Consider the following 18,635-nt stretch of genomic DNA (forward strand, 5'->3'; position numbering starts at 1 on the left):
ACACGTGTGATGCGCGGGTTCACGGCTTGGCCGCGATGCTGTTGGCGCGAGCGCGGGGGAAGTAGCTGTAGAAGGTGTCGCGGTTGACGCCCATACGCTTGGCGATCTCGGCCACGCTGATCGTGCCGGCCGCAAGCATGGCCCGGGCCGCCTCCAGATCGGCCTCGCTGAGCTTCTTTGGCCGGCCACCCTTGCGACCCCGAGCGAGCGCGGCCTTCAGGCCTTCCATGGTGCGTTCGCGATTGAGGTCGAGGAAATACTCGGCCATGGCACCGTGCATCTGCAGGGCGAAGCGGCCGTGTGCGGTGGCGCTGTCGAACTGCTCGGTGAGCGAGCGGAAGTGGACCTCCTTCACGCGCAGCCCGTCGATGGTGCGCATCATCTCGACGAGGGAGCGGCCGAGGCGATCGAGCTTCCAGACGACGAGCACGTCCTCGGGGCGCAGGAAAGCCAGCGCTGCCTCGAAGGCGGGTCGCTTGGTGCCGGCCTTTCCGGACTTCTTCTCCTCGAACAGGCGTTCGCAGCCGGCCCGGGTCAGCGCGTCGCGCTGCAGGTCGAGGTTCTGGTCGAGGGTGGAGACGCGAGCATATCCGACGAGCATGTCGGGATCGTGCCAAAATGCCGTTTACCCGGCAATAGAAAAGCTGACACGTTTTTCCGACAGAAACGAGGCAGTTTCGCTTGGCCTGCGATGTGACCTTCAGCGATAAATGGCAGTGTTTTTGGAGCACTATGTGGCACCGATGACGAGGGTGCTCCTCGCGGCCTCGACAACATCGTCCGTGATCACCTTGAGCTCATTGATCTTGAGAATGCGTGCGATCTGCACGAACAGGCGCTGAAGCAGCCGGAAGTTGCCGCCCGTAATCCGCGCGATCGAGGCCACAGCCTGCACATCGGTGAAGTCCGCGTCGTCCAAGGCAAGGCCGAGTTGACGCCAGTGGCGCGTCAGCACGAAGGTGAGTTCGTCGCCCTGTAAGGGACGGTAATGGTGGGCGAACCCGACACGGCTGTAGAGCTGAGGATAGCGCGACAGGCGCTTCTCGATCCCCGGCATGCCGATCAGGATCACGCCGATCCCCGTCCGGTCGAAGACATCGCGCAGGTGCTCCAGGCCCGTGGTCGAGAGTCGCTCGGCTTCGTCCACGATCAGGAGCTCGGTCAACCCGCGCGCAAAGCCCGTTGGCCTCCCTTCCCCGCTCGCATGGTGTTCGCCGAGACAGGCATCCATCCGCACGGTGAGAAAGGTCACCTCGTTGCGCAGCACCCGCAACGAGCAGGCGACCGCCGGAGTGTAGAAGACGCTACAGCTCTGGGCGAGCACGCCATAGATCTTGGCGTCCGACGGCTGTCGCGGTCCCCAGGTGTCGAGGAAGGGCTCGGCCACCTCCCAGCGCGCATAGCGACGTGCCGAGAGTGTCTTGCCGACCCCGGCCGCCCCGTAGCAGAGGCCGATGTAGCGGTGCTTGCGCACCGCATCGGCGAACTCGATGAAGCGGCGATGCTCCTTGGTGGCGATGAAGGCGCCCGATCTGGCGGTCATCCCTCGTCCTCTGCCTGATACACGCGCAGCTTGAGCCGCGGCGGCGAGCGGGCCGGGGCGATCTGACGGTTGAGACGGACGGGATCGGGCAGGAAGTCCGCGACGCGCGCCACGCGCTCGTTGATCGCAGCGCGAAGGCTGCGGCGGTGCAGACGGCGCGCCGCCTCGATGTCCTTGAGGCTGAGAGCTTCTCCAGCGTGCTCCTCGTTCACCGCCCAGCAGAGGAAGCGCTCACGGTGGAACACCCGGATCTCCGACACATCGCGTGGGTCGTAGCGGATCGTGACGGTCTCGCCGACATAGGCTGCCAAGGTCGATGCGACGTACCGCAGGCCCTGGAAGTGAATGCCGTCCCGACGCACGCAGCGTGGCTTGGCGACCATCACCAGCAGGAGGTCGAGCGCCTCCAGGCTCTCGGGCAGGCGGGGCAGGAAACCGTTCGCCCGCCATGCGTCGAGGGGCGCTTGCCCGATCTCGCCGTGCGTGCGCCGATGATAGGCGTCGCGGATGAAGGCGCCGATTGCGCGATCCAGATCCGCCAGTGACAGGGCTGGTGGGCTGACCGGCCCGCCCGCGACGAGGTGGCCGGGCAGCTCGGGGAGGAGTTCGGTGTTGATGGTTCCGAACAGGCGCTCGATCTTACCCCGGCCCTGCGGTCGCGCGACGCCGGAATGAACGATTTGCATGTGCAGGCTCGCAGCCACCTGATCGAGATGGCGGCTCGTGAAGTCGCTTCCGTGGTCGACATAGAGCACGTCCGGGATGCCGCAGACCGGCCAGGCCGCATCGGCCTTGCGCCAGATCGCGTGACGGAGTGCGAGGCTGGTGTTGAGCGCTGAGGGCGCGCCCAGGAACAGCATGGTGCCCGCGATTGCCCGTGAGTGGTCGTCGATCACCGTCGTGAGCCAGGGCCGGACCGGCCTGCCGTCTTCGTCGAGAGCCATGATGTCGAGCAGGGTGTGATCGGCCTGCCAGAGCGCGTTGGGCATGCTCGCCCGATGTCGGCAGATCAGCTCGTAGCGGTCCCGAAAGACGGTCGGTCCGTCCAGGGCCAGGGTGACCATGGCCGGGTCGAGGCGGGAGAGGATGGCCCAGGTCGTACCGTAGGAAGGCGGGGGCCACCCCTTCGCCTCGGCGACGGCCGTAATCCTGCGATGGATGGCGGCGGCCGAGGATCGCGGTTTTCTCAGGCCCATCCCCTCGATCAGGCTGACCAGGTCGGCGGGCAAGCGGTAACGGCCGACATCGCAACGGACGGCACGGGCCAGGCCCGCCAGTCCGTCGCGTCGAAATCGTGTCAGCCAGCGCCGGGCCGTTCGCAGCGGCACGTCGGCGTCCGCGGCGGCCCGGGTCAGAGGCACGCCCTCCTCCAGGGTCGGCCGGAGCACGGCAAAGCGGGCCATGGCGCGCTGGCGTTGAGGCTCGGTCAGTTCCACGAGGGATGCTGCGGCTGTGTCGCTCCGCATGAGGCCGTCCCTGACCCGCACGTCACAGGACGAGGCCTGTCCGGAACCGACCGGTTCTGGACAAGGTCACGCGACCTGTTCACAAACTAGCTTCTTCGAGTTCCGGACAGGTGTCTAGTTCCGGTCATGGTTTTCGGACGAATTCGCCTCATGCCGCGCACCTTCGCCTATCTCCGCGTCTCCACTCCTGGTCAGACCACGGACAACCAACTTACCGAGATCCAAGCGGCCGGGTTCACCATCGAACCGCGCCGCCTCGTGACCGAGACCGTGTCGGGCTCCATCGCGGCCAGCCAGCGCCGCGGCTTCGCGCGCCTGCTCGACCGGCTGGAGGCGGGCGATGTTCTCGTGGTGACCAAGCTCGACCGGCTCGGGCGCAACGCCATGGACGTGGGCGCCACCGTCGCCAAGCTCGAGGAGTTCGGGGTGCGGGTTCACTGCCTGGCGCTGGGTGGGGTCGACCTGACGAGTTCGACGGGCAAGCTGACGATGAACGTGATCAACGCCGTCGCGGAGTTCGAGCGCGATCTCCTGATTGAGCGCACCCAGGCTGGCTTGAGCCGGGCGCGGGCGGAAGGCAGGCGGCTCGGCCGGCCGGCCAGTCTCACGGGCGAGCAGCGCGAGGCGGTGACGCGCCAGATCGGGGACGGCGCGAGCGTGTCGGCCCTGGCGCGGACCTTCAAAACCAGCCGGCAGACTATTCTGAGGATCAGGGACGCGACCGCACCTGCCTGATCGCATCGGCGTCCCCGGCGCACCGGCGGGTGTGTCACCAAGCTCTGAAGTAAACGCGCCACTTATCGCTGAAGGTCACAGCGAGCCGCCCAAAACGGCGCCGTTTTTGTCGGAAAAACCTGTCGGCGTTTCTATTGCCGGATAAACGGCATTTTGGCACGATCCCGACATGCTCGTCGGATATGCCCGCGTCTCCACCCTCGACCAGAACCTCGACCTGCAGCGCGATGCGCTGACCAAGGCCGGATGCAAGCGCATCTTCGAGGAGAAGAAGTCCGGCAAGGCCGGGACCAAGCGGCCAGAGTTCGAGGCGGCGCTCGCCTACCTGCGCCCCGAGGACGTGCTCGTCGTGTGGAAGCTCGATCGCCTCGGCCGCTCGCTCGTCGAGATGATGCGCACCATCGACAGCCTGCGGGTGAAGGACGTGCACTTCCGCTCGCTCACCGAGCAGTTCGACAGCGCCACCGCTCACGGCCGCTTCGCCCTGCAGATGCATGGGGCCATGGCCGAGTACTTCCTCGACCTCAACCGCGAACGCACGATGGAGGGCCTGAAGGCCGCCCTCGCTCGCGGACGTAAGGGTGGGCGGCCGAAGAAGCTGTCTGAGGCGGATATCGAGGCCGGCCGGGCGATGCTGGCGGCGGGCACGATCAGCGTGGCCGACATCGCCAAGCGGCTCGGGGTCAATCGGGATACCTTCTACAGCTACTTTCCACGAGCACGGGCCAACAGCATCGCGGTCAAGGGCTGAGCTCGTGCGCGATGTGTGGCTTTGGCGTCCTGCCCGCGCCGACGCACTCTCTGTAATGACGAGGTCGCGCATCACCGCCCAGGGCTGCCCCTTCGAGAGGCAACCGCTCGTAATCCGGGTTGAGATCGCCGGAGCGACATGACGATCAGCCGACGCCAGCTCGCCGCCTCCCTGCTCACGGCCTCCCACATCGCCGAGCGGCACGCGATCGCGGCCTTCATCGCCGACGAGGCGACACAACCGGCCCCTAACCCGTTCCCACAGACCAGCGTCGGCGCCGTGCGCCAAGTCTGGCGGCAGCGTGCCGCGGAGTTCCAGTCCTTCGCTATCGAGGAGATCGGGCTGGCATGTATGCTGGCGGCGGTATCCAGCATGGGTGTAGACGAGACGCTCGTGCAGGAAATCCTACGGGCCGGGCCGCACACCGCGAACGTGTTTCATCACGGCGATGGCTGCGGGATCGTCGGCGCCGTGCTCTATGGCAAGCCAGGCACTGGTCTGCCGGTGCGCCCTACGTCGAGGCTTGAGCGTGCTGCTCGCACCTCCCGGTCGCGTGCTCGCATGGCAGTGGGGCAGCTCGATCTCTTCGCGCGGGCCTGAGCCTCGGCAACAGGTCCCTACAGCGGGGTATCGGGCTTGGATCGCCCTTCTGGCGAGCCATGGCCAGCCCGGGCCAACACCAGTCCTCACCGGCACCAGACGCGGCCCGTCGAAGGAATAGCGATCCGCACGCGGATCAGCGGTATAATCCCTCGGCTTGCAGGCGGCTGAGCAACGTGCGGGCCCGCTCCTGAGCCACAACGCCGTCTTCCTGCCTCTCAAAGCCATACTCGCACATCGGCATCAGCTTCTGCATCGCCCGGTCCATCACCGAGCCCTCCCATAAGATCAGAACCTCGCGGTCGGTGAGGTCTTTGAGGAAGCACCAAAGCATCAGCATGAGGCCAAGCGCTGGGCATTCATGCCAGTCGGTAGTTGCCTGCCGTTTGACGCGCTCAAGGCGACGTATGAGCGCCTGCCTCTTGACTGGCGCCAAGTCCGCGAACGGCTCTAGGCACGCAGTCCGCAAGTTGCCGCGCAGCTCAGCGATATCCGCCTCGGCTCTCGCGGCTAAGTCTGGATCAGCCGGAACGAACACATCTGGCGCCCCCGTGAGCGCGTAGAAGAGGTAGGCAGAAACTGCGAGTTCGATCCGCTGGCGGTCAGTCAGGACGGGCATTAGGGTATTTACCGCGACCCTACCAACAGCGGAAAAATCCGAGCTGGACTGCGCTACGACGCCGTTAGAGCCTGGATCGACGTTGTAATCCACGATAAAATATAAAATGCTCTTGACTAGCAAGAGAAAATTTTGAGCCCGCTGCCGTGCTTGGTACGGCACGGGGACGCCTTGTCCTGCCGAGCAACCGGGCAATTCAGCGCTGGCGCCGCTGACCTGATGGCGCCCCCTCCTGGGTTCCGATAAGCGCAGGGTATCGGTAGCCAGGAGGCCGCCATGAGTGGGTTGCGGGACGACGAGCCGCTCGACCAGATCGAGGGGGAGATCGAGGCGGGCGAGGCGCGCCGGGCCGAGTGGACCGGGCTGATCGAGCAGCTGGAGCGCGACGGGCAGGACGGCGCGGACGCCCGCTGCGCCCTGCGTGAGATCGAGGACGCGCTCGCCGCCCTGCGCTGCCGCCGCGACTATCTTCGGGCGATGCGGGCGCAGGCGTGACCGCACCCGTCGACGATCGGGATGGCGCGCTCGAAAGCACGGCCAGCCTCGACCAGCTTGCCGCGCCGCACGGCGCGCGTGAAGCCCTGCCGGTGGCGGGTCCCGAGGCCGCCGGGCTGCCGCCAGCGCTCGCCGCCCTCACCGACGAGGCCGCAGACCTGGCGCGCGGGTCCCGCTCCCGGGCGACGTGGCGGACCTATGAGAGCGACTGGCGGGAGTTTGGGGGGTGGTGTGCCGGGCACGGCCTAGCGGCGTATCGCCACCACACTGCACATCAGGTGGTAACCTCGACAGGGCGCCTTAGCCTGCTTCCACGTCATGGACGCTGCCGTCGCGGCGCTTGAGACTTTGCCATTTGTGGTAAACGGTTTGTGGATAACCGTAAGTGGCTGCAACGTGGGTGGTCTTCTGCCGTTGGAGTGGCGCGGGATGGTCCCGCGACAGGAGAGCCCTATGGCGAAGAAGAGCAGCGGTGGCAGCTACCGCAGCGCGATCACCGGACGCTACGTGACGGCGAAGCACGGCAAGGCCAGCCCCAACACCACGGTGAAGGAAAAGCGTTAGGCCCGGTCTCTATGATCGCCAAGCCGCAACTTGTGGCAAGCCATTTGCCACAAGTTGCACAAATCGCGTAACCAAACCGCAAGTAGCCACCGACACTTAGCTTCGCGCACCGATGCGGTTTGCTGGCCAACGGCCAAGCTTCGCGGTATCGTTGGCCGATGGCCTTCAGTGACTATGTCGTGTTTGTCGATGAGAGCGGGGACCACGGCCTCAAAACGATAAACCCGGAGTACCCGGTCTTCGTCCTGGCGTTCTGCATCTGCCGGAAGGACGCGTACGTCCAGCGCATCATCCCGCTCATCCATCAGCTAAAATTCGATTTCTGGGGCCACGATGCCGTGGTCCTGCACAGTCACGAGATCCGCAAATCTAAGGGCGACTTTGCCCTGCTACTCGTGCCGGAAACCCGCGCTGCGTTCCAGGAACGGATGACGGCGGTGATGCAGGACGCCGAGTTCACGTTGATCGCCGCCGTGATCAACAAGGAGCAGCTGGTCCGCCGCTACGCCCAACCCAACGATCCCTATGAGATCGCCCTCGCCTTCTGCATCGAGCGGCTGCAGATGTTCCTCCAGGAGCGCGGTCAGGCCGACCGGCAGACGCATCTCTTGGTGGAGTGCCGCGGCAAAGCCGAGGACGACAAACTGGAGCTGGAGTTCCGGCGGATCTGCGATGGCGCCAACCGCGTGGGGGCCCTACCCAATCTCGACATCCGCTTCGTCGACAAGAAGCACAACTCGCCGGGGCTGCAATTGGCGGACCTGGTCGCCTATCCGGTCGGCCGCCACGTGCTGAAACCCGAGCAGCCCAACCGGGCCTATGAGGTCGTCGAAGGGAAATTTCGTCAGAGCCCGGTCGGACGCATCCCCGGCTACGGCCTCAAGCTCTTTCCGTAGGCCCCAAAAGCGAAAGGCCCCGGTGAGTTCACCGAGGCCCAACGCCGATCGAGAATTCCCGATCCACTTAAGTTGAGTATGGGCCACGGCCCACCTTTTTTCAAGGGAAATCGCCCTTCGCGCGATGTTATGGTTTATGGCAAGCCATAATTGACCATGAGTAAGCCCTTGATCGCATTATGCCTTTTGAGAGCTATCCATGACAGAGGCCTGCTTGGGGGCAGAGCCGTAACGCCCGGTCAGCAGCATCGATTTCGTTCTTCATAAGAGAGCGTGGCGCGGCGGCGACCAACCCATCCCCGGTGGATACTGTCCGGGGCATGGCCCCACGGCCACGCCGGCAGCCTTCCAGCGTTACCCACGTTCCTAGGGCGTTGCCGCGATGGTGATCCCGCGTTATGCGCCTCCGTGAGGGTGGCGTTTTCGTGCGGTCAGCGTGGACTGCTTATAGTTTGCCACAAATGGCAAAGGATATGTGGTGTGCCACAAAAGGCACATGGCAAACCGTATGCGGCTTACCGCAAGCCATTAACCACTTGCCGCTAAGGCTTCCCTCCGGAAAGGATGCGGCCATGCACGTACTCGCAATCGTCTCCCAAAAGGGGGGCACCGGCAAAAGCACCCTGGCCTTCTCCCTTGGCGTGGCCGCCGAGGAGCAGGGGCTCAAAACCTCGATCATCGACATCGATCCGCAGGGCACCACCAAGAAGTGGTACGGCCGGCGCGAGGCCGAGAGCGGCCCCGAGGTCAACGCCATCAACGCCGGCCAGCTCGAGGTGGCCCTGCCGCTGCTGCAAAAGCAGGGCATCCAGCTGGTGATCATCGATACGCCCGGCGCCGACACACCCGGTGTCACTGCCGCCATCCAGATCGCCGATCTGTGCCTGATCCCAGCCCGGCCGAGCGTGGCCGACATTGAGGCGTCAGCGCCGACCGTCAGCGCCATTCACCGCCTCGGCAAGCCGTTTTCCTACGTCCTCAACCAGTGCCCGCCAGGCCGCTCGATCCGCACCACGGACGCTTACCGCGTCCTGCAGCTGACCGGCGCCGTGGCCAGCACGCCACTCGCTCTGCGCGCCGACCACATGGACGCGCTGGCGACAGGGAAGGGGGTCACCGAACGCGACACCAACAGCAAGGCCGCCGGCGAGATCCGCGAGCTGCTGGAGTGGACGCTCAACCGCATGGAAGGGAGGCCGCATGGCCAGAAACAGACCCGCGTCGCTTGAGGCCGCTCTCGGCGGCGCGCTGCCGCAGGAGCCAACCAACGACACCGCCACGATCGTGCAACATTCGGCCAGCCCGGCCGCAGCGCCCGCTCTGGTCGCCAAGGCCAAAAACTACGAGCAGGTGGTCGCCTACGTGCCGACGGCCTGCAAGAAGCGCCTGCGCATGATGTGCATCGAGCACGACCGCGACCTCAACAGCTTCATCCGCGAGGGCATCGACCTGATGCTTGCCAAATATGGCCAGCCGTCCCTCAAGGAGTTCGAGAGCAAAACCTAAGAACGTTGTGGCAAGTCACTTGTGACTTGCCACAAACTGCATGGTGCCGAAAGCACACGGATTCCGCCACGATCTTGCGCCAGGGCCTAAAAACCTTGCACATTTTTGGGGCGTGTGTTCCCGTTTCTGGTGCGTTGATTCCCGGTCGGCGCTAGGCTCCACTGAGGATGTCCATGCCGCCTACCCGCCCACTTACGCCTGAGGAGGAACAACGCCTAGCGCGCAAGGAGCGCACTCTCAAGAACCGTCGCGGCCGCCGCAACCCGGCCACCATGCCCCAGCACTTGGCGCGCACCTCGGCCTTCGCGCCGCGTAAAAAGGACCTGATCACCGATAGCAACTTCGTGCGCGTCTACGAGGTGCCAGGCTATTCGGTAGTGGAGGTGAAAGGGCGGGAGCTCGGCAGCCAGCACCGGGACGCCATTTATGCGCTGTTCCGCCTGCCGCGCGAAAAGGTCAAAGTCGACAACCCTGCCTACCGCCCTGGCACGTTCATCGCGCCGGTGCTCTGGTACTACCAGACCCGTACCACCTGGCGGACCCTGATCAGGGCGATGGGCCGGACCGAGCACGTCAACAACCTGCTCAGCCTCGTGCACGTGTTCCAGGAAATCCAGCAGGTCAGCGTGTTGATCCACGAGGGTCGCTCCCTCAAGGAGCTGGAGGCCATCAAGACCAAGCGCGCCCGCAATCTACTGCCGGATGGTGCGGGGTCAGCGTCCTCGCTGATCACCGATCTCAGCTGGGAAGGCGCCCAGCTCGACAGTGCCGTGACCGTCACCTACGGCTCGCGCGTCCTCGAAATGATCGAGAAGGCGCACTTGGTCAGCATCAACGCTGACGTACAGTTCCGCCTGAAGTCCGACCACGCCAAGGTGTTCTGGCCGTTCATCGACAGCCAGCCCAACCACACCTACATCGAGGAAGAGCGTCTGGCTCAGCTGGCCGGCCGCGAGCTCTGGGCGCCCGAAGCGACCAGCGCGACCCGTGCACAGTTCCGCAAGGAATGCCGCGAAGCCTTCAAGGACATGGTCAGCGCCGGCGGGCTGTCGGCGTTCAGCGAGGAGGTCACCGGCTCGGGCCGGGCCAAGTCGCGCCGCTACAGCTACACCCACGCAGCGCCGCGCCAGTTCGAGCTGGAGCTGCAGAAGGCCGAGAAGACCCGCCTAAACCATTGACACGTCTCATTCTAACCCGGAAAGCACGCCCCAAAATGGCGATGCACATTGATGCAAAACGTGTCGTATTAGGGGCACAAACCAAGTGAGCGCTCCTGCAGGAGCCCCTGCTGATGCGGAAGTGAGGCCCGAAATGCGCATGCGAGCGCTATCGGTGAGTGGCTTGGCGCGCGGAAACCACGCCCCAAAACTGAGGGCCAGACGCGCAACGGCCCGGCCTGTGGACAAGTGAAAGAACGCCCCAAAAATCCGGAAGTGACGCCCCAGATTCCGGAAACTACGCCCCAGATTCTGGGAAACCACGCCCCAAAAACTAGGTTTAAGTCCATACGTTGCAACAGGAATTTCCGTATAGACCTTTTCTATAGATACTTAAAGAGACCTTAAGAGACGTTGTCGGTGACTCGCATGAGGAGATCACCTGGTGGACAGGCTGTGGAGCCAATTCTCTGCGAATCGCACCAGCTCAGACCCCGCCCCTTTTTGGCGAAGCCAAAAACCCGCTACCCTACCAATAAAGAAACCGCCTCTGGGGGCTAAGTCTCCTCTGGGTCCGCCCGTAGGGCGGACGATTCTTGCTGCCGGGAAGGTGGGTGGCAGAAGCTGCAGTTCGGCTTTTGGAGAAGTTAGAGGCTGCAGAACCGATATAGAGACGACTCTGCCCCTAAACGACTCTGAAGGTGTCCTGAGGGATTTTGCCACTGCGAAAGTGCAGTGAGATTCATGCGAACGGACATGCTCCGACGCCGCGGAATCCATTCCGTGATGATCCGACGGCGCGTTTTTGGGGCGTGGTTTCCCGTCAAAGCTAAGGTTTTCCGCCATTTTGGGGCGTGTGTTCCCATGGGCTTGGTTGCCCGGTGTGCCACAAACCATAAAGGGTAAATGGTTTGCCTTGGCGGGCACAGGACAGTGCTGAGTTCGGCCATCGCTTGGTCGTCACTGCTGCGCTGGGCCGCAACGGAGTGCGCCAGATTGAAGCGATTGATCATGCCGGGGTAAGGGGGAGGGAGGGCTAGGATCCTTCTTGAGCAAAGGCCGCCCTGTCGCCGGCAGCGACCCCCAACCCTTCACGGTCATCGCGATCCCTGGCTGTACTGTGCGCGGAATCTGAAACAAAAACCCAACTGTTCGAGAAAATCCTAGTGGGGGCCGGTGGCCGGTAATGAGGCCACCGCGCGCGTATCGCGCGCCGGATCAAGGCACACGTGTAGCGTGCCCGTTAGGTGCTAGACCCGCCGCCAAGTCAGCCGGGCTCACGCTCTGGCCCGGCCAGCCGGTACAGAGGAGCCAAGCCTCAGCCCGATTTCCTCCGCACAGCCACGCGCGTTAGAGAGCGAGACGGGTCGGGCTGCGCTGCCGGCGCCTGCGATTTGAACGGCAGAAACGCAGCTCGCTGTACGGGCAGACGAACCACCGACCAGCTCAGCTTGCACGCGGCGCCATCCAGGAACAGGAAGCCTTCGACCTCCGTGTCCGTGCGCCGCAGCCGGGCCAGATCCGTACGGGTTAGCGTCTCGATGGTCTTAAGATCGGGCTGCGTCGGCCGGTTTCCCTTAGCATCGGGTTCCGGCCAGACCTCGACGACCTCGTCCTCGACGAACTCCGTGACCCGCTTGGAGCCCTCGTCGACGTCGAGCTTGAACGCGACCTTGAGCCCGGTCAGCCCCAGCAAGGCGCGCGCGCGTGCCGGTCCGTACGTATCCTCGATCTGATCGAGATTTTGGGCCGATATCAGGGCACAGAGGCCTTTGACACGGCCGGTTTCCATCACCTGCGAAAAATGGGGCAGAACCCCGAGTTGCGGCATTTCATCCAAACTGAACCAGGTTCTGTGCGGGCGGCCGTTGGGCATCTCGCGCGACGCGCAGAGGTTGGCCATCATGCCCAGCAGCGGCTTCAGCCAAGCCTCCGACAGGTCAGCCTTCGCCGCATCGCGCTGCAGGACCAGCACACGCCGCTCCGGTGCCGTGTCGAGGAGCCACGCCTTCACCCCGATGCGGGCTGCAGGGGCGATGTCACCCCAGCTAGCCGCCAGAGGCCGGATGATCGCGTTGCCGGCACCCTGCAGGTTGCCGACGTAACTCGCCGCGGTCCGCGTAAAATTCCCCTCCTCGTCGAGGGGGGTGAAGGCCCGCGCCGGTGGGTGGTAGCGGCAGGCGAAGTTGCGCAAAGCGGCATCTTTCAAGCGACAACCGGAACTGACCCCTTCGCGTCACGAGGATCTGACCCCCATGCCGGTTTCCTCGCCTAGACGGGCGTGGGGTTGGGGACGATAGCGGCCCTCTGTAGAAGTCCGCTGCGACGCTTCTCGCGCAGGCGGTAGCTGTCACCGCGGATGGTGACGACGTGGCTATGGTGCAGCAGCCGGTCGAGGATGGCGGTGGCCACCACCGCGTCCCCGAACACGCTGCCCCACTCGCCCACCGCCCGGTTCGAGGTCACCAGCATCGCGCCGCGCTCGTAGCGGCGACTGACGAGCTGGAAGAACAGGTGCGCGGCATCCGGCTCGAACGGCAGGTAGCCGAGCTCATCGATGATCAGCAGCTTCGGCTTGGCATAGTGCGTCAGCCGCTCCTCCAGCCGCCCCTCGGCGTGCGCCTTGGCCAACTGCGCCACGAGCGTCGTGGCTGGGGTGAACAACACGCCGTAGCCGGCCACGATCGCCGCACGCCCGATCGCCACCGCCAGATGCGTCTTGCCCACCCCGGGTGGTCCGAGGAGCAGCACCGCCTCACCGTTGGCGATGAAGCGGCCGGTGGCGATCTCGCGGATCTGCGCCTTGTCCAACGAGGGCTGTGCGCCGAAGTCGAAGCCGGTCAGGTCGCGCACGAACGGGAAGCGGGCCAGCCCGAAGGCCATGTCGATGCGCCGCTGATCGCGCCGGGCGATCTCCCGCTCGCAGAACAGCGTCAGCGCCTCGCGGATCGTCAGTTCGCCCCGGCCGGCCTCGTCGATCAGGCTGTCGAGTTGGTCACGCATGGCCGTCAGCTTCAGGCGGTCGAGCAGTACGGTGAGGTGATCGTGTTCCTCGCTCATCAGAAGCCTCCCCCGGCGACAGCCTCGTACTCGGCGAGCGGACGCAGCAGTTCCGGCGTCGCCACGAGAGGAGGCGGGTCGCGCCGATGAGCCGGTCGCTCACGGCTACCCACGAGCCCGGCCAGATGAGCGTCGTCGACCGCACGGCCGTGACGTCCCTTCAGTTCGGCATGCGCGGCGACCTCCCGTCCGCCGTGGTGGACGCGCACCACCGCTCCGCTCACGGTGACCCGCACCCGCTCACCGATCAGCCGCCAGGGTACCGAGTAAGCGTTGCCGTCGACCGCAACCGCGCAGTCCGCTCCGACCCGGCGCACGAGATCGCGCGCGGCGGAAAACGGCGGCACGCCCGCGAGCGGCCGTAGCGCCCGAGCCTCGTCGCGGGCGAACCGCTCGCCCGGCGCCTCGCCGGTCGTGCCGTGCACGCGCCGGTCGGCGACGTCCCGCGTCCAGGCATCGAGATGCGCCTCCAGGGCTGCGAAGCTCGCGAAGCGGCGGCCGGCCACGGCATTGTTCTTGACGTAGCCGACGCCGCGCTCGTCCTTGCCCTTCGTGCGCGCCCGGTACGGGGCGCAGGCCCGCACCCGGAAGCCCCAGTGGCGGGAGAAGGCGTGCAGGCGCGGGTGCAGGACGACCTCGCGGCTCACAGGGTCGTGGTGCAAGACCAGGGCGCGAGCGTTGTCGAGCAACACCTCGTGTGGCACGCCGCCGAAAGCCCGGAAAGCGCTCTCCAGCCCGGCGAACCAGTCCTCCTGCCGTTCGTGGCCGAAGGCACGCACGTGCAGGCGGCGCGAGTAGCCGAGCGTCGCTACGTGTAGCGGCGCGCAATCGAACTGTGGCGGAGGCGCAATCGAGGGCGTTTTCCGGCGCACGATCGGTGAGACTGGAGACGGTCTCCGACGCACATTCCGTGAGACTGGGCGCACGATCGGTGAGACCGACGCGAGATCATCCGAGCCGACGCACGCTGCGTGAGACGGATCAGGTCGGCAGGCAAGATGAGCCTGTTATCCGACGCGTGTAGGTCCCTTCCTGTTGCCTGACTTGGCCGTGCTGCCGGCAGCCGCCAGGGCGGCGATCAACGCCTCACGTGGGACCGTGACGGTCACGAAGCGGTTCTTCTCGGGATCGCGATCCTCGGTTGCGGTCATCGTGATCTGGATCGTGGTCGCGCTCATGGCGACATCGAGCAGGACGGGATCGTCTTCGAAGTCCACCTCATACCGCCGGCCGCCGGCTTGTCGGAGAATGGCGAACATGGGCGATCTCTTTTCCGGACCAGGCGCCGTTCATCCGGCCCCTGGCCGTAGCGCCTCACGCACCACGACGACAAGGAAAACGGCCGGTTTTCTTGTGAGGCTCGGGTGCCGCTGAACAAAGCTCGGGGAGCGTCAGAAAACTCGTTGCGGAAATGAGCGCGAGATTGCAGGATGGACAGTATCTTTCCTGGCGGCCTCGGGGAGCTCATGCTGATCGGCTACGTCCGGGTCTCGAAGAGCGACGGCAGCCAGACGCTCGCTCCGCAACGCGACGCGCTTCTCGCCGCCGGCGTCGCCGATGAACGCATCTACCAGGATCTCGCCTCCGGCCGGCATGATGCCCGCCCCGGCTTGCTGGCCTGCCTGAAAGCCCTTCAGCCGGGTAACACCCTGGTGTTGTGGAAGCTCGATCGTCTTGGCCGCGACCTTCGGCATCTCGTCACCACGGCCGAGGACCTCCGCCTTCGTGGCGTCGGCCTCAAGGTTCTGGCCGGGGCCGGAGCGCAGATCGACACCACCACCGCCAACGGCCGTCTCGCCTTCGGCATCTTCGCGGCCTTCGCCGAGTTCGAGCGGGCGCTCATCACCGAGCGCACGACGGCGGGGCTCGCCGCGGCCCGGGCCCGTGGGCGCATGGGCGGGCGGCCACGCAAGATGGACCATGCAACGCTGACCATGGCCATGGCCGCCATGGCCGACCCGAAGGCTGTCGCGGCGGACGTCGCCAAACGCCTCGGCGTCACCACCACGACACTCTACGCCTATGTGAACGGCGACGGCACACCCAAGGCGGCCGGGCAGGTGCTGCTGGACGGCGCGGCCACGATCCGCAAGGGTGCGAAGCCGAGCGCACCTTCACCATCCAGCCAGACCGGTCTGGCGTGATGCCGGCCGGGGGCGCCGTGCCGACCGAGGCCCTGGTGACCCTCCGGCAGCGGCTTGCCGCACTCCCCGCCCGTCATCCGGAACGGACCACCCTGATCCGGTCGACCGCCGCGCTTTATGCCGTCAGCCGGGCGACCTTGTACCGCCTGCTGCGTGGCGGACGTCGCCCCCATGCCGCTCACCGCGCCGACCAGGGGCGGCCGAGGTCGATGTCGGCCTCCGAGATCGAACGCTGGTGCGAGATCGTCGCGGCCATGAAGGTCCGCACCACGAACCGCAAGGGCCGCCACCTGTCGACGGTGCGTATCCTCGGCCTGCTTGTCGAGCACGGGGTCGACACGCCCGATGGCTTCATGAAGCTGGCACCAGGCCGCCTGACCGCATCCACCCTCAACCGACACCTGCGGCGTCTCGGCTACGATCATGCCCGCATGGTCCGCGAGCCGCCCGCCGTCCGCTTCCAGGCCGCGCAAGCCAACGCGCTCTGGCACTTCGACATGAGCCCCTCGGATCTCAAGCAGATCGAAGTTCCGCCCTGGCTCGATCATGACCGCTCGGGCGCGCCCATGCTGATGCTGTTCAGCGTCGTCGACGACCGCTCCGGCGTCGCCTACCAGGAATATCGGTGCGTCTACGGCGAGGACGTCGAGAGCGCGCTGCGCTTCCTGTTCAACGCCATGGCCCGCAAGGAGACCGACGAGAACGGGAGCCCGTTCGGCGGCATTCCGGCGGCTCTCTACCTCGACAACGGCCCGGTCGCGAAGTCGGCTGTGTTCGGACGCGTGATGGAGAGCTTGGGTGTCGCGGTGACGACGCACAGGCCGGCCGGGTCGGATGGTCGGCGCACCACGGCACGCTCCAAGGGCAAGGTCGAGCGGCCCTTCCGCACCGTGAAGGAGGCCCACGAGACCCTGTACCACTTCCACCGGCCCGAGACGGAGGCGGAGGCCAATCGGTGGCTGGCGCGCTTCATCGACAGCTACAACCGTGGCGATCATCGCATCGAACCGCACAGCCGTATCGAGGACTGGCTGGCGCACCTGCCCGACGACGGTCTGCGGGAGATGTGCGGCTGGGATCGGTTCTGCGCCTTTGCCCGGGAACCGGAACGACGGGTCGTGGCGCTCGACTGCCGGATGACGATCGCCGGCGTGACCTACGAGATCGATCCCGAGTTCGCCGGCGAGACGGTCGTGGTGTGGTGGGGCCTCTTCGACCAGGAACTCTGGGTGGAATGCGAGGATCGGCGGTCCGGCCCCTTTCTTCCGGTCGGAGGCCCGATCCCGCTGCATCGCTATCGCAAGCACCGCAAATCCAGGCGTGAGGTCAAGGCCGAGCGGGTCGAGGACCTGGCGCGCCGGCTCGCGCTGCCGCGTGCGGCGCTGTCGGGCGAGGCCGACGTCGTCATGGCCGAGGCGCGACCGCCTCTGTCCGTCCCGGTGCGTCCCTTCCGCGATCCCGACCCATTCGGACAGCTGAGCTTCGCCAATCTGCTCGTCGCCCGGCGCGCCATCGCCGAGGCCATCAGGCTGCCCCTCGCCACCCTCCCGGCTGAGGATCGCGCCTTCATCGACGCCTTGCTGGCGCGGACCTTGGCCCGTCCCGAGGTCCTGGCCGCCGTCCGAGAGCGCTTCCCGCCCGGGCAGAGGGGAGGCGTCGGCTGATGCTCACCGAAGTGATGCGCTTCTACGACCTGTTGCGACCGCCGACCGACGTCGGCTTCTTCGAGACAGAGCACCATACCCAGGTCGCCCGCGATATCCGCGCCGCCATCGCGGGTGGTCGCCTGATCGCTGTCACGGCCGTCATCGGCTCGGGCAAGACACTGCTGTCGCGCCGCCTGCGTGCCGACCTCGAGCGAGAAGGCCGGGTGATCGTGTCGCGCTCGCTGTCGGTCGACAAGGCCAAGATCACCGTGCCGCTCCTGCTGGCTGCCTTGTTCTATGACCTGTCGCCGGAAAAGACGGTGACGATCTCCAGCCAGTCGGAACGCCGCGAGCGAGACCTGCAGGAGCTGTTCCGGCGCGCCAGGAAGCCCGTGGCGCTCTTCATCGACGACGCGCACGACCTCCACCCCAAGACGCTGACGGCGCTCAAGCGCCTCATCGAGCTGGTGGCGGAGGGCGGAGGGCAGCTCTCGATCGTGCTGATCGGCCATCCCAAGCTGAAGAACGACCTGCGGCGTCCCAAGATGGAGGAAATCGGCGACCGCACGACGGTGTTCGAGTTCGGAGGGCTGCGTGATCGGCAACGCGACTATATCGACTGGGTGATGAAGGCCTCGCTCCAGGATGGCATCGCGCAGGCCGACGTACTGACCGACGGCGCCGCCACCTTGCTCGCCGCCAAGCTGAAGACGCCGCTCCAGATCGGGCAGCATCTCGTGCGCGCCTTCGAAGCCGCCTTCGAGATCGGGGCCAAGCCGGTCGATGCCGACATGATCGATGCTGTGCTATCGCGCCAGCTCGACGAGTTGGAGCCCCGGCTGACGCGGAACGGCTACGACCTTCGCAGTCTGGCCGAGCAGTTCGACGCCAAGCCCGGCGAGGTCCGACGGCTCCTCCGCGGCGAACTCGAAGCGGCCCGGGCCGCCGAACTCCTGGACGAGATGCGGGCCGCCGGCCTGCCGACCTGATCCGTCTCACGCAGCGTGCGTCGGCTCGGATGATCTCGCGTCGGTCTCACCGATCGTGCGCCCAGTCTCACGGAATGTGCGTCGGAGACCGTCTCCAGTCTCACCGATCGTGCGCCGGAAAACGCCCTCGATTGCGCCTCCGCCACAGTTCGATTGCGCGCCGCTACAACTAACGCGAGCTCGCAGCTCATCGTATACATCGGCCTGCCCGCACCTTCGTGCTCCCGGTGCCTCTGTCCCGGATGGTCGCACCATACGCCAAGACCTGCGTCCCGGCCGAACCGCGGCACCGCCATCTTCATACCGGTTACGAACGCCATCGAGGCCCTGAACGCCACGCTGCGCCGGGCCGTGCGCGCCCGCGGGCATTTCCCGACTGTGTGACGCCAACTACGATTGCCGCCTGACGACGATTGGGATGGCCGGTTCGACGTGAGGGCGCGCAGCCTTCCCCCGCGATCACG

The 18,635-nt window shown here is 65.8% G+C and carries 18 protein-coding genes and 2 pseudogenes; 12 read left to right on the forward strand and 8 right to left on the reverse strand.

Translation table 11 applies throughout. From position 1 onward, the window contains the following. Nucleotides 1-19: 19 nt before the first annotated feature. From ABC766_RS33755 to ABC766_RS33765, 3 genes are all read right to left on the reverse strand, one after another. Complete coding sequence (locus ABC766_RS33755) at nt 20-601, reverse strand: recombinase family protein (protein ID WP_007564078.1); 582 nt, start codon at nt 599-601, stop codon at nt 20-22. A gap of 129 nt (nt 602-730) precedes the next feature. After that, a complete protein-coding gene (locus ABC766_RS33760; RefSeq protein WP_053621440.1) occupies nt 731-1,543 on the reverse strand; it encodes an AAA family ATPase in 813 nt (270 codons plus the stop codon). Continuing rightward, complete coding sequence (locus tag ABC766_RS33765) at nt 1,540-2,946, reverse strand: Mu transposase C-terminal domain-containing protein (RefSeq protein WP_083460988.1); 1,407 nt, start codon at nt 2,944-2,946, stop codon at nt 1,540-1,542. Before ABC766_RS33765 ends, ABC766_RS33760 begins: the two co-directional genes overlap by 4 nt. 213 nt (nt 2,947-3,159) lie before the next feature. On the opposite strand from ABC766_RS33765, the gene ABC766_RS33770 reads away from it, so the two are divergent. The 3 genes from ABC766_RS33770 to ABC766_RS33780 all read left to right on the forward strand — a co-directional run bounded on the left by ABC766_RS33770 (nt 3,160) and on the right by ABC766_RS33780 (nt 5,095). After that, nucleotides 3,160-3,744 (forward strand): recombinase family protein, encoded by a 585-nt coding sequence (locus ABC766_RS33770; RefSeq protein ID WP_053621441.1) that lies wholly within the window; start codon nt 3,160-3,162, stop codon nt 3,742-3,744. A gap of 169 nt (nt 3,745-3,913) precedes the next feature. Beyond that, a complete protein-coding gene (locus ABC766_RS33775; protein WP_286964688.1) occupies nt 3,914-4,495 on the forward strand; it encodes a recombinase family protein in 582 nt (193 codons plus the stop codon). Between the two features lie 138 nt (nt 4,496-4,633). Further along, complete coding sequence (locus tag ABC766_RS33780; protein ID WP_286964687.1) at nt 4,634-5,095, forward strand: hypothetical protein; 462 nt, start codon at nt 4,634-4,636, stop codon at nt 5,093-5,095. Between the two features lie 136 nt (nt 5,096-5,231). On the opposite strand, the gene ABC766_RS33785 is transcribed toward ABC766_RS33780, so the two are convergent. After that, nucleotides 5,232-5,876, reverse strand: a complete 645-nt coding sequence (locus ABC766_RS33785; protein ID WP_345823026.1) for a hypothetical protein — start codon at nt 5,874-5,876, stop codon at nt 5,232-5,234. A 114-nt stretch (nt 5,877-5,990) separates the two neighbouring features. Here ABC766_RS33785 and ABC766_RS33790 point away from each other — a divergent pair, with 114 nt between their 5' ends. The 5 genes from ABC766_RS33790 (at nt 5,991) to ABC766_RS33810 (ending at nt 10,353) form a co-directional block, all read left to right on the forward strand. Continuing rightward, nucleotides 5,991-6,209, forward strand: coding sequence for a hypothetical protein (locus tag ABC766_RS33790; RefSeq protein WP_286964685.1), 219 nt, complete (start codon nt 5,991-5,993; stop codon nt 6,207-6,209). Nucleotides 6,210-6,931: 722 nt separating this feature from the next. Beyond that, nucleotides 6,932-7,669 (forward strand): DUF3800 domain-containing protein, encoded by a 738-nt coding sequence (locus ABC766_RS33795; RefSeq protein WP_286964684.1) that lies wholly within the window; start codon nt 6,932-6,934, stop codon nt 7,667-7,669. 572 nt (nt 7,670-8,241) lie between these two features. Next, nucleotides 8,242-8,898, forward strand: coding sequence for a ParA family protein (locus ABC766_RS33800; protein WP_286964683.1), 657 nt, complete (start codon nt 8,242-8,244; stop codon nt 8,896-8,898). Beyond that, on the forward strand, nt 8,870-9,175 hold the full coding sequence (locus ABC766_RS33805; protein WP_286964682.1) for a ribbon-helix-helix domain-containing protein: 306 nt from the start codon (nt 8,870-8,872) through the stop codon (nt 9,173-9,175). Before ABC766_RS33800 ends, ABC766_RS33805 begins: the two co-directional genes overlap by 29 nt. A gap of 173 nt (nt 9,176-9,348) precedes the next feature. Beyond that, nucleotides 9,349-10,353, forward strand: a complete 1,005-nt coding sequence (locus ABC766_RS33810; protein ID WP_286964681.1) for a hypothetical protein — start codon at nt 9,349-9,351, stop codon at nt 10,351-10,353. 1,297 nt (nt 10,354-11,650) lie between these two features. On the opposite strand, the gene ABC766_RS33815 is transcribed toward ABC766_RS33810, so the two are convergent. The 4 genes and pseudogenes from ABC766_RS33815 to ABC766_RS33830 all read right to left on the reverse strand — a co-directional run bounded on the left by ABC766_RS33815 (nt 11,651) and on the right by ABC766_RS33830 (nt 14,651). Next, on the reverse strand, nt 11,651-12,526 hold the full coding sequence (locus ABC766_RS33815; protein WP_345823021.1) for a type IV secretory system conjugative DNA transfer family protein: 876 nt from the start codon (nt 12,524-12,526) through the stop codon (nt 11,651-11,653). Between the two features lie 77 nt (nt 12,527-12,603). Further along, nucleotides 12,604-13,392: an IS21-like element helper ATPase IstB gene (istB, locus tag ABC766_RS33820; protein ID WP_127991182.1), complete on the reverse strand. Its 789-nt coding sequence runs from the start codon at nt 13,390-13,392 to the stop codon at nt 12,604-12,606. Then, nucleotides 13,392-14,210: pseudogene (gene istA, locus ABC766_RS33825) on the reverse strand (IS21 family transposase); the annotation flags it as partial. The gene istB and the pseudogene istA, both read right to left, overlap by 1 nt. A 189-nt stretch (nt 14,211-14,399) precedes the next feature. Then, nucleotides 14,400-14,651, reverse strand: coding sequence for a hypothetical protein (locus tag ABC766_RS33830; protein WP_053609012.1), 252 nt, complete (start codon nt 14,649-14,651; stop codon nt 14,400-14,402). Nucleotides 14,652-14,858: 207 nt separating this feature from the next. Between ABC766_RS33830 and ABC766_RS33835 the strand changes: the two genes are divergently transcribed. The 4 genes and pseudogenes from ABC766_RS33835 to ABC766_RS33850 all read left to right on the forward strand — a co-directional run. After that, nucleotides 14,859-15,536 carry a recombinase family protein gene (locus ABC766_RS33835; RefSeq protein ID WP_053609013.1) on the forward strand — a complete coding sequence of 226 codons (678 nt, stop codon included), beginning with the start codon at nt 14,859-14,861 and terminating at the stop codon, nt 15,534-15,536. Nucleotides 15,537-15,553: 17 nt separating this feature from the next. Further along, entirely contained in the window at nt 15,554-17,200 is a 1,647-nt protein-coding gene (locus ABC766_RS33840) for a DDE-type integrase/transposase/recombinase (protein WP_164891434.1), read from the forward strand. Next, nucleotides 17,200-18,171, forward strand: coding sequence for an ExeA family protein (locus ABC766_RS33845; protein ID WP_127993251.1), 972 nt, complete (start codon nt 17,200-17,202; stop codon nt 18,169-18,171). Before ABC766_RS33840 ends, ABC766_RS33845 begins: the two co-directional genes overlap by 1 nt. A gap of 300 nt (nt 18,172-18,471) precedes the next feature. Then, nucleotides 18,472-18,546, forward strand: a pseudogene (locus tag ABC766_RS33850) (transposase); the annotation flags it as partial. Nucleotides 18,547-18,635: the final 89 nt, after the last annotated feature.

It is taken from the genome of Methylobacterium fujisawaense, from assembly GCF_039619325.1.
Lineage (GTDB): Bacteria > Pseudomonadota > Alphaproteobacteria > Rhizobiales > Beijerinckiaceae > Methylobacterium > Methylobacterium fujisawaense.

Bases quoted from the DNA above. Each gene is read 5' to 3' on its own strand.
- ABC766_RS33755 (WP_007564078.1), bottom strand. From the start codon at position 601: ATGCTCGTCGGATATGCTCGCGTCTCCACCCTCGACCAGAACCTCGAC.
- ABC766_RS33760 (WP_053621440.1), bottom strand. From the start codon at position 1,543: ATGACCGCCAGATCGGGCGCCTTCATCGCCACCAAGGAGCATCGCCGC.
- ABC766_RS33765 (WP_083460988.1), bottom strand. From the start codon at position 2,946: ATGGCCCGCTTTGCCGTGCTCCGGCCGACCCTGGAGGAGGGCGTGCCT.
- ABC766_RS33770 (WP_053621441.1), top strand. From the start codon at position 3,160: ATGCCGCGCACCTTCGCCTATCTCCGCGTCTCCACTCCTGGTCAGACC.
- ABC766_RS33775 (WP_286964688.1), top strand. From the start codon at position 3,914: ATGCTCGTCGGATATGCCCGCGTCTCCACCCTCGACCAGAACCTCGAC.
- ABC766_RS33780 (WP_286964687.1), top strand. From the start codon at position 4,634: ATGACGATCAGCCGACGCCAGCTCGCCGCCTCCCTGCTCACGGCCTCC.
- ABC766_RS33790 (WP_286964685.1), top strand. From the start codon at position 5,991: ATGAGTGGGTTGCGGGACGACGAGCCGCTCGACCAGATCGAGGGGGAG.
- ABC766_RS33795 (WP_286964684.1), top strand. From the start codon at position 6,932: ATGGCCTTCAGTGACTATGTCGTGTTTGTCGATGAGAGCGGGGACCAC.
- ABC766_RS33800 (WP_286964683.1), top strand. From the start codon at position 8,242: ATGCACGTACTCGCAATCGTCTCCCAAAAGGGGGGCACCGGCAAAAGC.
- ABC766_RS33805 (WP_286964682.1), top strand. From the start codon at position 8,870: ATGGCCAGAAACAGACCCGCGTCGCTTGAGGCCGCTCTCGGCGGCGCG.
- ABC766_RS33810 (WP_286964681.1), top strand. From the start codon at position 9,349: ATGCCGCCTACCCGCCCACTTACGCCTGAGGAGGAACAACGCCTAGCG.
- istB (WP_127991182.1), bottom strand. From the start codon at position 13,392: ATGAGCGAGGAACACGATCACCTCACCGTACTGCTCGACCGCCTGAAG.
- ABC766_RS33830 (WP_053609012.1), bottom strand. From the start codon at position 14,651: ATGTTCGCCATTCTCCGACAAGCCGGCGGCCGGCGGTATGAGGTGGAC.
- ABC766_RS33835 (WP_053609013.1), top strand. From the start codon at position 14,859: ATGCTGATCGGCTACGTCCGGGTCTCGAAGAGCGACGGCAGCCAGACG.
- ABC766_RS33845 (WP_127993251.1), top strand. From the start codon at position 17,200: ATGCTCACCGAAGTGATGCGCTTCTACGACCTGTTGCGACCGCCGACC.